General features: G+C 60.8%; 10 protein-coding genes and 2 pseudogenes. 3 read left to right on the top strand and 9 right to left on the bottom strand.

The features are described from left to right. Positions 1-108 precede the first annotated feature (108 nt). The 5 genes and pseudogenes from RT21_RS24430 to RT21_RS09605 form a co-directional block, all read right to left on the bottom strand. Positions 109-267: pseudogene (locus RT21_RS24430) on the bottom strand (HAMP domain-containing protein); the annotation flags it as partial. Positions 268-967: 700 nt separating this feature from the next. After that, positions 968-2062 carry a DUF1513 domain-containing protein gene (locus RT21_RS09620; protein ID WP_046162572.1) on the bottom strand — a complete coding sequence of 365 codons (1095 nt, stop codon included), beginning with the start codon at positions 2060-2062 and terminating at the stop codon, positions 968-970. Between the two features lies 1 nt (position 2063). Further along, positions 2064-3137, bottom strand: coding sequence for an imelysin family protein (locus RT21_RS09615; RefSeq protein ID WP_046162571.1), 1074 nt, complete (start codon positions 3135-3137; stop codon positions 2064-2066). 41 nt (positions 3138-3178) lie between these two features. Next, on the bottom strand, positions 3179-4594 hold the full coding sequence (locus RT21_RS09610) for a di-heme oxidoreductase family protein (protein ID WP_046162570.1): 1416 nt from the start codon (positions 4592-4594) through the stop codon (positions 3179-3181). 171 nt (positions 4595-4765) lie between these two features. Beyond that, positions 4766-6106 (bottom strand): imelysin family protein, encoded by a 1341-nt coding sequence (locus RT21_RS09605; RefSeq protein ID WP_046162569.1) that lies wholly within the window; start codon positions 6104-6106, stop codon positions 4766-4768. A 188-nt stretch (positions 6107-6294) separates the two neighbouring features. Here RT21_RS09605 and RT21_RS09600 point away from each other — a divergent pair, with 188 nt between their 5' ends. Then, complete coding sequence (locus tag RT21_RS09600; protein ID WP_045425019.1) at positions 6295-6867, top strand: LemA family protein; 573 nt, start codon at positions 6295-6297, stop codon at positions 6865-6867. Between the two features lie 40 nt (positions 6868-6907). Further along, the gene (locus RT21_RS09595; RefSeq protein WP_046162655.1) at positions 6908-7753 is read left to right on the top strand and encodes a GIDE domain-containing protein; all 846 of its coding nucleotides are present in this window, start codon (positions 6908-6910) and stop codon (positions 7751-7753) included. Between the two features lie 38 nt (positions 7754-7791). Here RT21_RS09595 and RT21_RS09590 read toward each other — a convergent pair whose 3' ends face one another. The 4 genes from RT21_RS09590 to RT21_RS09575 form a co-directional block, all read right to left on the bottom strand. Next, positions 7792-9177 (bottom strand): GGDEF domain-containing protein, encoded by a 1386-nt coding sequence (locus RT21_RS09590; RefSeq protein WP_046162568.1) that lies wholly within the window; start codon positions 9175-9177, stop codon positions 7792-7794. A gap of 131 nt (positions 9178-9308) precedes the next feature. Then, positions 9309-9992, bottom strand: a complete 684-nt coding sequence (locus RT21_RS09585) for a spermidine synthase (RefSeq protein WP_046162567.1) — start codon at positions 9990-9992, stop codon at positions 9309-9311. Between the two features lie 63 nt (positions 9993-10055). Beyond that, positions 10056-12116, bottom strand: coding sequence for a putative bifunctional diguanylate cyclase/phosphodiesterase (locus RT21_RS09580; protein ID WP_046162566.1), 2061 nt, complete (start codon positions 12114-12116; stop codon positions 10056-10058). 200 nt (positions 12117-12316) lie between these two features. Further along, positions 12317-12940 (bottom strand): TetR/AcrR family transcriptional regulator, encoded by a 624-nt coding sequence (locus tag RT21_RS09575; RefSeq protein ID WP_046162565.1) that lies wholly within the window; start codon positions 12938-12940, stop codon positions 12317-12319. Between the two features lie 340 nt (positions 12941-13280). Here RT21_RS09575 and RT21_RS24425 point away from each other — a divergent pair. After that, positions 13281-14357: pseudogene (locus tag RT21_RS24425) on the top strand (cache domain-containing protein); the annotation flags it as partial. Positions 14358-14375: the final 18 nt, after the last annotated feature.

The raw sequence follows: 14375 nt of genomic DNA, 5'->3' as shown, positions 1-14375 counted from the left end.
AATCGCGTTGAGCTCCCCGCTGGCGGTGTCCAAATCTGATGTGCTGCGCTGCAAACGGGTGAAGGTATCGGCGAGGAAGTCGCGTAGCACGTTGGCGGCAACCGCAAGACGACCCAGTTCATCAGCGCGGCTGGTGTCCACACGCTCTTTGAAGTTGCCCTTGCTGAGATTGGCAACATGATCGATCAGATGGCGGATCGGATTGATCAGGTTGCGATTGACCAGCCAGGCACTGAACAGGCCGATCAGCACGCCAGCGGCAAGCATGATCAGGGCCCCAACAGTGATGGTCCGGTCTGCCGCTTCGCTGATAGTTTCCGAGCTGCCGAGGGCCGAATCACGTAGTTGTGCGACCAGTGCGCTGAGCTGCTCGCTGGTGTCACGGTCGATGCCTTTGACAGCTGCGTCGCCTGCAGCCGGATCCGCGCCGGCAGCGATGAATGCATCGCGTCCCGCGCGATAGGCCGTGCCAAGCTTCAGGTGTTCGTCACGCAGGCTTTTAATCTGGCCCGCCAATGCCGGGTCGCCCTGGCTTTGCTGTATCAGCGTGCCAAGCAGCGTCTGTACCTTGCGTTCCTGTTCCTCGAAACTCTGCCAGTATTTGGCCAGGTTTTCCGGAGACTTACCGCGCAGCAATACGTTCTTCCACTCCTGAACCTGCACTTTGAACTCGAGGTTGGATTGATCGATGAGGCGTGAGGCTTCGATCGGTCCTTTGAGAAGACGCTGATACGCCCCGATGTCATCGGAGAGAAACGAAAAGCTGGCGAGCGCGATGGCCAGCATCAACAACAAGCTTCCGCCTATCAGCGCGAGCAGCTGGGCACGCAGGGATTTTTTCAGGAACATCTGGGCGTTCTCGTATCGAAGAGGATGCGCTTGCGCTAGGGGCAAGTTTCCAACGTGCAGTCAGAAAGACTGCTCGCTTGCCGGCGTTTCGGCCGGTTTGTTCGATACTTGAAGGCTTTCAGACCAGTCGCAGATGATTATCCCAAAGCCCTGGGGGTAGCTGCAGCGGGGTACTGACGAACGCCTTGCCGGTGCAGTCGACGAGGCGGCAGCGGCCCTGGCCGGAGCTGACGACAAAACCTTGCTCGACTGCCCCAACGCCAGCACAGTCCGGTAGATGAATTTCCTCACGCAGCGCTGCTGTATCCAAGTCCCAGATGAACACCTTGTTGCCACGTGGCGCGGTCACGGCCAGCAGGCGAAGGCTGTCATTGATCGCCAGGCTGGCGGTGTACTGGTTCATGGTCTGGCGTTGCGTTTCACCCAGCGGGAACGCCTGGAACGCCTGACCGGGACGCTTGATCGCCAGCAGTGGCACAGGATCCATCGGGTCGCCTTCATACTGCTGGCCCGACACCACCGTGCCGTCCGCCGCTACCGCGAGGTGACGCACGCTATTCATCTGCTCGGGTAACTGTTCCTTGCTGATTAGCGTGCCATCGCGGTGCAACAGCACCAGGCTGGGCTCCATGGCGTGGAGATTCATCATTTCCCGGCTGTCGGCCTCGGTCCGGATCCCGCCGTTGGCGATCACCAGGGTTTCGCCATCGGGCATCCACAGTAGCTGGTGCGGCCCGATACCGTGGGTCGAACGCTCACCGCTCCGTATCAGTTGGCGGCCCTCGACGCGATAGACGCCAAGCACGCCGCGACCGGCTTCGGCGGTATCGTTTTCGGTGGTATAGAACCAGTCACCGCTGGAGTGGAACACTCCGTGGCCATAGAAATGGCGGTCAGGTGGTGACGTCAGTACCTGTAGTAACGTCCCGTCACGGCTGTCGATCAGATAGCTTTCACGGCTCGGTCGACGCCCGACGAACACCGCAAGCGGCAGATGCGGATGCGCATAGACATCGTGGCAGCGCTCCTTGACCGGCGTGGCAAATACCGGGCTGCCATCGAGCCGGTAGCCGACCGCATAGTGGCGGCCGTCGGCATCGTTACGGGCCGAGAGAAGTAACGGTTGTTCGGTGTGATGGGTCAACGCCCAGCCGCCAACGGCTGACGCGGCCACCAGCGCGCTGCCCAGGCCGAGGAAAGCACGGCGTTTCATATCAGTCTCCGTCGTGGGCATTGAAGCCGATCTGCACTCCGAGGGCCCGCGCCAGTTCGGTCTGGTGCAAACGGTGCAAAGCATCGATGTCTTGGTACAGCGCATCGAGACGTGCTCGACCGGCTTCGTCGGCAATCAACTCGCTGAACGGCAGCATGATATCCACCAAGTGCTGGCGCGCCGTTTCGTACGCGACATCGATGCGTTTGGCCAGATCAGCCTGCTCGGTCGGTACCAGCGCCTTGAGACCGTTCCCATCCGTGCCCAGCCACAATTGCTGAGCGCCTGCGAGCGCGGCATCGATGCTGGGCAGAGTGGCGTCGCTGCGCCAGGCTTCGGCCTGGAAGGGCTGCGGAAAGCCTTTGCTCTGGCGACCCAGCGGTGCGCCGAGTTTTTTCTTCAGGCCGTCCAGTGCAGTGACCTGGACTCGGAGCAGGTCGGCGATCGCTTCGGCTGATTCAGCGTAGCGCTCGTTGGGAAATTCGCTCAGCTGGGCGGCCATGCCGTCTTTGGCATTCCAGGTCTGCAGCATGTCGGCCGCGAGCTTCTGCTGATGCTCACCGATAGCTTGCAGCAAGGGGCAATAGCGCGCTTTGGTCGCGCTGTCGGTCAGATCGACGGCCTTGTCGTACAGCACATATTCATAGGCAGAAAGCCCTTGCAGCACGACGCTGCCGCTCTCCAGGTCCGCCTGCGTCAGTTGGGGCTTCCTTTTCAACAGCGAGCCGATCTGGCGACCGACCAGGTTCTTCTTGTCAGGCCAGAACTGTACTTGCCAGGCACGGTTGCCCTCACCCATCGGCCCGATCAGCAAGGGCTGCAATCCGGCCCAGGCGAGCTGCGCCTGAAGGAACGCCTCGCGCGCATCGGCCAGCTCCTCGTTGTCTGCACAGAAGGCGATGCTGCTGGCTGCCATACGGCGGTTGGCTTCGGCCCAGTCTGCATAGGCCGGCAACAGCACTTCGTCGGTCAGTGCCTGGCTTGTCTGCGCGTATGGATCGGATGGTGCACAGGCACCTAATAGCAGGCCCAGTGCGGTGGCAGTGACGGCACGGAAGATTCGGTTGGGGTACATGTTGCTCCTCAGGGCTGGGCACGGGTGCGTCTGGTTCGGCATTAAAGAGACTCGAGAAAGGCCAGCAGGGCGCTGCGCTCATCGCTGTCGAAGTCGAGCACGGCCTGCTTGGCGCGCTCCGCTTCGCCGCCATGCCAGAGTATGGCTTCGAGCGGATTGCGCGCGCGACCGTCATGCAGAAGCTGGGTATGCCCGCTGACAGCCTCGGTCATGCCGAGGCCCCAGAGCGGCGGGGTACGCCATTCACGACCCGTGGCCTCGAATTCCGGACGGTGATCGGCCAACGCTTCGCCCATGTCATGCAGCAGCAGGTCGGTATACGGGCGGATCACCTGGTTGGCGAGTTCCGGCTCGGCCGCCTCGCCAGTCGTGAATTTCGGGACGTGACAGCTTTGGCAACCCGCGCGGTGGAACAACGTCTTGCCCGCCAGCACCTGCGGGTCATCCACGTTGCGTCGAGCCGGTACGCCCAGGTTGCGTGAATAAAACAGCACCAGCGACAGAATATGGTCGCTGACTTCAGGTTCGCCGCCGTCGGGCATCGCCAGGCAATCAGTCTGCGCTTGCGTGCAGCTGCTCCCCGACAACAGGCTGGTAGTCAGACCCATGTCGTTGAAGAATGCATCAGCGTTCTGTTGGTTCAGGTTCGGCTGCCCGGCTTTCCAGCCGAAGCGCCCCAGGCTGGTCTCCCGTGTGACCTGATCGAACACCCGGTTCGGACGCCCGGAAATGCCATCACCGTTGCGATCGTCCGGATCGGCGTTGGCGAGTATCGCCGCTTCCGGGATCGCCTCTAGCAGGCCAAGGCCGACCATTGCGGGCGCCACGCGGACCGAGAACTGCGTGTCGGGATGCATCGGGCCGTAGCCCAGGTCGGTAATTGTCAGCTGCGGCGAACGCAGTTCGACTTCGAAGCCGTCGGCGAATCGTTCGGTGTGCGTACTGTAGCTGAGGCGAACCTTGCCCTCCGGCGCGACGCCGGGAATCGCCATGTCCTGCAGCTGGCCGCCATAGGTGGGCTCGGGCGCGATGCCTCGCTCATGGACAACCTCGGCGTGTTCCTTGCCTGCCGGAATCGACAGGCGCACCAGCATCGACACTGCATTTCCACGCTCGGCTTCCGCCGGGCGGCCACGGCCATCTTTGATGTGGCAGTTCTGACAGGCGTTGGTGTTGAGCAATGGGCCAAGACCGTCGCGTGCCGTCGTCGAGGAGGGTGCGATGACCCAAGGGTTGCGAAAGAAGCTGTTGCCGACGCTGAAGTCCAGACGGCGAACCGGTGACAGGTTGGCGGATGGCATCGAGAAGGCGTTCTGGTCGGACTTGATGACCGTAGTGCTGCCACCCGATAGCGCCTCGCCTGGTTCGGCCTGTTCAAAGCGTGGCGGGTTTTCATCGCATGCCGTCAGGCCCAAAGCCAGCAGCAGCGCAACGACAGGGAAGAAAAACGGACGCATCGGTAGCCCAAGGCCTCTGAAAGGGCGCTAATCGTAGCAGGCTACGAGTGGTTGAATAAGAGCAATTTGCATTTGGCGAAAAGCCGATTGGCCAGCCAAGCAGTAAAGCTGGCGTCAGAGGGCGCATCAGTGCCAGAGGGGCGGCGTTGCGCCACCCCTTAGGCCGGTGTATCAGAACTCGTGGTCAGCGGTGTCCGGGTTCAGGTCGCTGATGCCCAATGCGGCAGCTGCCTTCTCGATCGAACCGGTTTGCTGAACCAGCGCGGCGATCGCAGCGCGGACCTTTTCCTGGCCTTCGCTGTTATCTGGGCCGATCAACTGATCGAAGGCCTCGCCGTTTTCGGCGCTTTCGACCAGCACGCGCAGCTTGGCTTCGGTGGTTTCCAGGTCGGTCTTCAGGGTGCTGTTGACCTCAGGCGCAGTGCCTTCGACCAGCGATGCCAGGCTTGGACCGGTCAGCTTGCTGCCATCGATGCGCTCGTACTCGCCGAGGTAGACGTTACGAATGCCTTTGGCGTTGTAGTAGTGGGAGTTATGCGTGTTGTCGCTGAAGCAGTCGTGCTCGTCTTCTGGCGAGTTGGCTTCAAGTGCGACTTTCATGCGTTCGCCGGCCAGCTCGCCCAGCGACAGGCTACCCATACCGAAGAACATTTTACGCAGGCCATTTTCGGCCGACTCTTTTTCGAGGCTGGCGCGGTAGTTGTCTGCGCCCGGCTTCCACTCGTTGACCATTTCTTCGAGGTCACTGACCAGCAACTCGGTGGCGGCCTTCAGGTAGGCGCGACGGCGGTCGCAATTGCCGCCCGTGCAGCCTTCACCTTCGATGAAGTCGCTCACTGGACGTTCGCCAGCGCCAGCGTTGGTGCCGTTCAGGTCCTGACCCCAGAGAAGGAACTCGATGGCATGGTAGCCAGTGGCGACGTTGGCTTCGGATCCGGCCAGTTCGTTCAGGCTGGCAAGCTTTTCACCGGTGATCTCGCTGACGTCGATCTTGTCTTCGCCAATCTGCAGCTCTTTGTTGGCGATGATGTTGGCGGTGGCGCCAGGGTTGCCGAGGGCGTGCTGATAGTCACCTTTGACGTAGTCGATCATGCCTTCGTCCAGCGGCCAGGCGTTGAGCTGACCTTCCCAGTCGTCGACGACCGGGTTGCCGAAACGGAACACTTCGCTCTGCATATACGGGACGCGGGCGGCGATCCAGGCCGCTTTGGCCGCTTGCAGGGTTACTTCGGTCGGATTGGCCAGGAGAGCGTCGACGGCTTCCTGCAGTTTCAGAGCGGCACTGTGCGCGTCGCTGAAGACAGCATGTGCGATATCGGCGTAGTGCTTGACCACTGCCTGCGCGGCTTCGCTGTTCACGGTCTCTTGGGCAGCCGGTGCCGGTTCGCTCTGGGTTGTGGCGGCTTGCGGGGCAGCGGCCTGTTCGGCCGGTGCTTTGTCTTCGCCGCAACCAGCGAGTGAAATGGCGACAGCCAGAAGGCTGGCGGTAGCCCAGACGGGAGTGCGTAGCATGGCGGGTTCCTTTGCTTGCAGGGTGGTGTGAGTGAGCCGGCAGCAGGGCTGCGACAAATGGATGCAGAACATAATGCGAAAGATTTGCATTTTGTGCAAAGAAAATGCGTGTAACAGGTCGCGTATCGCTTCAGCCGGTGCGGCTAGAATGCCACCTCCGAGTCTGGTCATCTTATGGAGTCGCCCTGATGAGCCTGAGTGCTGCCGTTGCATGGGTCCTGCTGTTTCTCGCCGCGGCTTATGCCGTGGTTCTCTATAACGGTCTGGTGCGCCTCAAGCATGGAGTAAGCAAGGCCTGGTCAAACATCGACGTGCTGTTGCGCCAGCGTCATGATGAATTGCCCAAGCTGGTGGAAACCTGCAAGCAGTACATGCAGCACGAACGCAGCACCCTGGAGCAGGTGATCAGGGCGCGCACTGCGGTCTCCGATGCGCGCGAGCAAGGCAACGTCGGTGCGCTCGGCCAGGCCGAAACCGGACTGCGCGCCGGACTCGGACGCCTCTTCGCCTTGGCCGAGAGCTATCCAGAGCTGCGTGCGAACGAGAGCTTTCGTCATTTGCAGCAGCGCATCAGCGGGCTGGAAAGTGGTATCGCCGATCGCCGCGAGCTGTACAACGAGTCAGTCAATCTGAACAACGTACGCATCGAGCAGTTTCCCGATGTCTTGCTGGCTCGCGCGTTCGGATTCCGCGCGGCCCCTTTGCTGCAGTTCAGCGAGGCGGAAAAAGCCGATGTCGACCTGAAGCCGCTGTTCAGTTGAGCTGGGGGTTCAGGTGCTGCTGATCGCTGCAGGCGTGGCGATGTGTCTGGTTGGCGGCTGGCTGTGGGTCAGTCACTGGTCGAAACTGCGCCACTTGCTGGATACGCCGACTTCGAGGATTCGCTCGGCGGCGCAAGGTTATGTCGAGCTGGCCGGGGTGCTGCGCGACCTTCCCGATACGCCGCCATTAATGGCGCCGCTGACGGCCACGCCCTGTCTCTGGTGGCGCTATCGTATCGAGGAATACCGAACCGGCAGCAAACGCGGGAGCTGGAGCGTGTTGGAACAGGTCAGCAGCGAAGGGCTGTTGCGGTTGTTTGATGCGACCGGAGAGTGTCTGATCGATCCTCGAGGCGCTGAAGTGCTCCCCGCACGGCGTGATTGCTGGACCGGTGACCAGCGCCACCCTCGAGGTGCGCCGTCCAGCGGTGTGCTGGTCTGGCTCACTGGCCACCGTCAGTACCGGTACACCGAGGAGCGGCTGCACGCTGACGAGCCGTTGTATGCGATTGGCGAGTTTCGTACATCTGGCGGTGGCCGGCAGGGCCTTGACCTGCAGGCTGCCCAGGGCCAAGTGGTGCGCGAATGGAAAGAAGACTACGCCGGGCTATTGCAGCGTTTTGACCATAACCGCGACGGCCAGCTCGATCAGGCGGAGTGGAGCCGTGTGCGCCTCGCCGCCAGCCTGGAAGCGCAACAACGCCATCGGCTAGCCAGCGGCCGGCAAGCGCTGCACAAGCTGGCGCGCCCCGCTGAGGATTTGCCGTTCGTGCTGTCCAGTCATGGTGAGGAAGTGCTCGTTCGGCGCTATCGCTGGCAGGCGGCTGGCGGGGCGATGCTTTGTCTGCTTGGCGCGGCGTTGCTGGCAACCCGCGTGGTGGGTTGAGCCACGACGGCGGAATCAGACAGCCATGCACGTGTCGCTTAGCGGTGATTTTGATGGAGCGCGATGTCGATGACAGCGCCGTCGTTTGCGCGCTGCTGTGCGCTCGCTGATTTCGCCTGGTACATCGCCTCATCAGCGCGCCTGAGCAGCGATGCTTCGTCAGTTCCGTGCTCTGGAAAGTGGGCCACGCCGATGCTCGGTTGAATCGCCAGGGCCAAGCCGGCGAGTTCTATCGGCGCTTGCATCGCGGCGAGAATGTGCGTGACTACTACTGCCGTATCGGCTGCTGTCGGGCTGCCTTCCAGCAACACGACGAATTCGTCGCCACCCATTCTCGCAACCGTGTCGGTTTCACGGGTGTGTTGGTTAAGCCGACGAGCGAAGGCTTGCAGCAGCAGGTCGCCCACGCTGTGCCCATAGCCATCGTTGACCTGTTTGAACCCATTGAGATCTAGATACAGCAGCGATAACCGCTCGTCATTGCGCCGCGCGCGCGCCAGCGCGGTTTTTAGCCGGTCGAATAGGAATGCGCGATTGGGCAGGCCGGTAAGCTCATCGTATTGCGCCATCCGCTCGAGGCGAGCCTGCATCTGTTTGCGTTCGATGGCGGTGGCGACCTGGTTGGCGACGAACTGCAACAGGTCTATGTCTTGCTCGCAATAGGTCGCGTTCTGTGCCGTATCGTTGAGTAGTAGCGCGCCGATGCAGCCCTGACGGGTCGAGAGTGGCGCTGCTAACCAGCAGAAGCTCTCCGTGGCGGTCAATGCCTTGAGGGTGTCGCAGACGCCTTCGCTACTCGCTGTCAGCAGCAGCGCCTGCCCGGTCCGAGTGACTTCTGCGCACAGCACCGCAGCCGGATCGAGGGGAAGTCGTGCTGGATCGCCATCGGTTCTGACGTAGGGAAATATCGGCCGGCCCTGATCGGGCGCGTTCAAGGCGACGAAAAAGCTCGGCGTCGGGATAAGCCGGCTGGTGATCTGATGGACCTGTTCGAACAATGAGGGCAGATCGGCGGCATTGTGGGCCGCCTCGGATATTGCGTAGACCGCTTCTTGCAGCGATTCGGAACGCTTGCGTCGGGTGATGTCGCGCGCCACACCAATACGTAACTGGTCATCTTCTGACCAGCGGGCCGACCACATGATATCCACCCGTTGTCCGTCTCTGCGGATATAGCGGTTTTCGAAATGCAGGCTGGGTTGGCCTGACATCACCTGCTGCGCCGCCAGCAGGGTGCGCTCGCGGTCTTCGGGCGCCACCAATTCCATCATCTGACGACCGATCATTTCCTCCTGCGTATAGCCAAAAATGCTTTCGCAAGCAGCGCTGACATAGACGAAGCAGCCATCGGCGTCGACCACGCAGACCGCATCAAGCATCAAATCCAGAACAGTTTCCAGCGAGGGGGGAGGCTCGGTTTTCATCGTACGTACCACTTGAGCACTGCGCGGTATGGGGACGGACCGGTCTTGGGTGCTTTGAGTGTAGGCGAGCGCCTCGGAAGCGAACAGCTGCTTTGACGGCTATAGGTCACCTTCACTGGACGCTCTGAACTTCATCCACGCTTTTCAGCAATCCAGATGGTATGCCGGGTGCCGCGATTCCCGTGCGCGAACACTTGGACTTCTTCGGCGAGGAAACCTGACCTGGCAAGTCGTTGGGAGAAGGCTTGATCGGCACTGGCCGACCATACGGCAAGCAGACCTTTGGGGCGCAGCGCCCTGGCGCAAGCGTCGAGCCCGGTTGAGGAATACAACCAGCTGTTGCTCTTGCGTGTCAGCCCCTCGGGGCCGTTGTCTACATCGAGCATGATGGCGTCATAGCCCTGCGGCTCGCTCTTCAGAACCTCGGCGACATCGCTACGCAGCACTCGGGTTCGTGGATCGTTGATCGGCATGCCGGACTTCTCGCCCAATGGGCCACGGTTCCAGTCGATCACGCCGGGAACCAGCTCAGCGACCTGCACCTCGGCATCATCGCCGAGATGCCTGAGCGCCGAAGCGAGGGTGAAGCCCATGCCCAAGCCGCCAATCAGCACCCGTGGTTGCGGCCGCTGCGCGATCTTGCGGCAGGGTATCTCCGCCAGCGCATCTTCCGAGCCGTGCGTGCGGGTGTTCATCAGCTGGTTACCGTTACCGCCCTGAATCTTGATAACGAAGTCGTCGCCATACTCGAACAGGCACAGGGCACCGCCGCCATCCGGAATTTCGGCGGTGTCGATCAATACAAAACGCTTCATCGGTGACGCTCTTGGGTTGGCATTAGAGGGGCCGCGCTTGGTGCACGGCGCGGCGAGCAGCGTTTATAAGCGCTCGGAGTTAAGCCTGTGCTCGAACCGCAGCGATTGCTCGAGCAAAGCGGTGAGTTCAGGCGCCGCCACGGGTTTGCTGTAGTAGTAACCCTGGCCTTCATTGCAGCCTTCGTCGATCAGGTAGCGTTCCTGCTTGGCGGTCTCCACACCCTCGGCGATGACCAGCATGCCCAGGCTCTTGCCCAGCTGGATGATGGCTCGAACGATGGTCGTATCGCCTTCAACAGCTGCCATATCGCGAACGAAGCTCTTGTCGATTTTGATCTTGTCCAGCGGCAAGCTTTTCAAATAGCTCAGCGATGAATAGCCGGTGCCGAAATCATCAATGGCGATCAACGCGCCGGAGCGGCGCAGGCAGTGCAGGTTATGGGTGGCGGCGGCGATGTCTTCCATCAGGCCCGTTTCCGTCACCTCGAGCTCTAGCGTCTCGGGCGGCAGCCTGTGACTGCTGAGCAGGTTGCTGATCATCGCTGGCAGCCCGGCGTGGTGCAGTTGAACCGTGGACAAGTTGACTGCCATGCGCAGATCACTGAAACCTTGTTGATGCCATTCGCTCAGCTGTCGGCAAGCCTGGTCGAGCACCCACTCGCCTATGGCGATGATGCTGCCGTTCTGTTCGGCGAGAGGAATGAATATGTCGGGCGGTACCATCTTGCCGCTTGGGTGAGACCAGCGAAGCAAAGCTTCGACACCGGTGATGCGTTTGAGGCGGTAGTCGATCTGCGGCTGATAGACCAGGTGAAACTCGCCCCGGGTAAGCGCCTCGGCCAGGTCATTCTGCAACTCCCGGCGCGTCCTCATTTCGCTGTCGATGCTGGCTACGTAGAACTGATAGCGATTGCGTGAGCGGCTCTTGGCCAGTGTCATGGTCTGCTCAGCTTTCTGCAGCAGCTTTTCAGTGCTGCTACCGTCTTCGGGATACAGCGTGATGCCGATGGTGGCGCGCAACCGTATGTGCTGATCGTCGAGGGTGACGGGCCGCTCCAGATCATCGAGGACCTTCTGCGCCAGTTCGGCGGCTTCGTAGGGTTGTTCGAAACCGACCAGCACCAGTACGAATTGGTCGCCGCCCAGCCGGGCGAGTGCTCCGACACGCCCACTCTGGCTGCGTAGACGATCGGCCAGCGCTACCAGCAGGCGATCGCCGTTCTGGTAGCTGAACTGTTCGTTCATGCCCTTGAAATCGTCCAGCCCGAGGCAGAGCACGGCCACGCGACGCTGCAGTCGGGCGGCTTCGCTCAGGATGTTGTCCAGTTGCTGTTGCAACTGCAGGCGGTTGGGCAAGTTGGTGAGCGAGTCGTATTGGGTCATGCGTTGCAGGTTGCTTTCGGCGGCATGGCGCAACTGCATGTTGTGCTGAATGGAGGCGAGCAGACCATTGGCCGTTTCGACCCAAAGCCCCAGTTCATTGCGCTCATGCCCCTTGGGCATTGGCAGCGAGTGCTCGCCGGGGCGGCCCGGGTTGATGCGCGACATGTGCTCGATGAGCTTGGTCAGCGGTCGTGTCAGCAGCCATTCATAGATCAGATACAGCAGTAAGCCCAGTACCAGCGCACGCAGGATGCCGACGACGAAGAGCACGGCCGAGCTGCTGAGAAACGCTTCGCCATAGGGGGCGGTATCGAGTGTGATACGCAGATCGCCGTAGTACTCGTTATAAGGCGGGCGGCCGATCAGGGGGATGGAGAATTCCTGATCGCGGCCTAGTATCGGGTCGGTCAACCAACGCGAGGAACGTGGCATAAGCGGGCGGGACTTGGCCGCCAGCGGCGCTTCCCCTGGGTGGCCAATCGAGGCTTTACGAATCGACTCGTGCTGGAACAGTCCTTCCATGACCTGCGCGCCCATTTCCCGGTCCAGACTATAGATCGCCTGAGTGGACGGGTCGCGGGTCATGCGCAGGATTCGTTGGGCTTCGGCATCGATCAGCTGGCGGGTCTTGTAAGCATCGAAGACGATCTGCGCGCAGCTCAGTACCAGGCCAACGGCGAGCGCAGACAGCAGAACGATGCGGAGCAGCTTCCTAGACAGACTGTTGCGCAATGCGGTCAATAGAACTTCCTTCTTCCGAGCCGGTGCCCAGCGCAAGTATTGGTTGTCGTGAGTGATGCGTCAAAGACGGGTATATGCGCGCGAGGCAAAACGTATCAGATTGTTGGATGTTCTGCCGGGCCCTTGATCGAATCCTGATTGAACCGGAAAGAGATGCCTCAGGGCTATGCCATAGGCTCCAACGTGGTTTGATCCCAGAGTTAGCCAACAGGATTCGCTTCCTTTACCTCGCAACCCTTGATGACCATCCGGATGATCGTTTCCGCGGCGGCTTCATAGTCAACATCATCGAGTTCGGGCTTGCCGGTAACTGCGGAAATCTGCCAGTCGAAATCGGCGTAGGTCTGGGTCGCTGCCCAGATGCTGAACATCAGGTGATGAGGGTCGACGGTCGCCATCAGTCCCTTTTCAATCCAGCCCCGGATGCGAGCCACATTATGGCTGGCCTGAGCATTGAGCTGCGCGGCACGCTCGGCTGGTAGATGTGGCGCGCCATGCATGATCTCGCTGGCAAATACCTTAGAGGCGCAAGCGTGTTCCCTGGAGATACGAATCTTGGTGCGGATGTAGGCGCGTAACACGTCTGCCGGTTCGCCGGGCTGATTGAACGGGGCAGACGCCTGCAGCAAGGGCTCGACGATGCTGTCCAGTACCTCACGATAGAGGTTTTCCTTGCTTTTGAAATAGTAGTAGACGTTGGGCTTGGGCAGCCCGGCGCGGTCGGCGATGTCGCTGGTTTTGCTGGCGGCGAAGCCCTTCTCGGCGAATTCTTCGCTGGCAGCACGAAGGATCAGTTCTTTGTTGCGTTCGCGGATACTGGACATAGGGCCTGTTCAATTCATGACCACCCAGCCTGGTGGCCTGCCGCGGCATCCTAGCATCGGCTTCCGAACGGCCTCAAGACAGGACAGCAACCTTGGTGCGAGCGGAACCTGAGCGCTGGAAGACAGCGAGCGTATGCCTTCCGCCAAGTCACGTCATAGAAGTCGCAAGTCAAGAGCGCCGGTCCACAGCGCTCAATCGAGCTGGCTCTGCGCTATCCGCCAAACGGTCATCAAGCCTCGGTTGTTACGACCGATAGAATGTTGGCGTCAAACATTATTTATGTATACACATTGCTATCAAGGTTGTGTACGTTAACAAAAAACAACAGAGGTAACGCACATGCCTTTCATGCAACGCAGTATTCAATGGCAATTGATCGTCAGCATGGGGGCGGCGTTGCTTACCAGCATCCTGATCGTCATTCTGATTTATTCATCGGCAGTCAATCGCCTTGCCGAGCGCTACCTGGTGGGGCAAGCGTTGCCTGCCAATATTTCGGCAATCCGCAACGATATTGAGCGCACATTGGCGGCGCCGATTACCGCGACGGCCGGGATTGCCGGCAATACGCTGGTTCAGGACTGGCTGCGTGAAGGCGAGAGCGCTGACCAGGCGGACGCGATGGGCCGTTACCTTGAGGGCGTCAAGGCTCAGCAGAACGCGTTGACCACCTCAATCGCCGTGCTCGACAGTGGTAACTACTACTCCGAAGCGGGACTCTCGCGGACGCTCAACCGCAGTGCTGCGGGTGATGGCTGGTTCTACGGCCTGGTCGACAGCGGCATCGAACGGCGCTTCGAAATCGACATCGACAAAGCCTCTCGCCAGCCGACTTTGTTCATCAACCAGCGCATCGAGGCAGACGGCAAGACCGTAGGGGTGGCTGGTCTTGGCTTCAGCCTCAAAAGCATGTCCGAGCTGGTCAGCAACTTCCGCTTCGGCGAGCGCGGTGAGGTGTACCTCATCGATGCGGATGGCCGCGTCAAGGTTCACCCCAAAACCGAGAACAACGATCAAGTCGAGCTTAGCGCGCTGACAGGCAGCGATGCCGCGCAGAAGCTCCTCAATGACGCACCCGACGCGGTGCGATTCGAGCGTGACGGCGAAGCCTTTCTGGCGATCGCTCAGCCTCTGGAAAGCCTGGGTTGGGTGCTGGTCAGCGAAGTGCCGGAAGCAGAAATCTTTGCCGAGGCGCGCCGCACGTTGTGGACCATCAGCCTGATTGGTGCCTGCATCGCACTGGTGTTCCTCGGCCTGGTGGTGGTGCTGGCGCGCGGGCTGGTGAAGCCTATCCGTCAGGTGACCAGCGCACTCGTTGAAATCGGTGGCGGGGGTGGCGACCTTACCCGTCGTCTGGACGAGAGCCGAGCCGACGAGCTGGGTGATTTGGCGCGTGGCTTCAACCATTTCATCGGTAGTCTGCGTGAATTGATC

The organism is Pseudomonas sp. 10B238, assembly GCF_000970615.1.
GTDB lineage: Bacteria > Pseudomonadota > Gammaproteobacteria > Pseudomonadales > Pseudomonadaceae > Stutzerimonas.
This window is presented reverse-complemented; position numbering and strand designations above follow the sequence as displayed.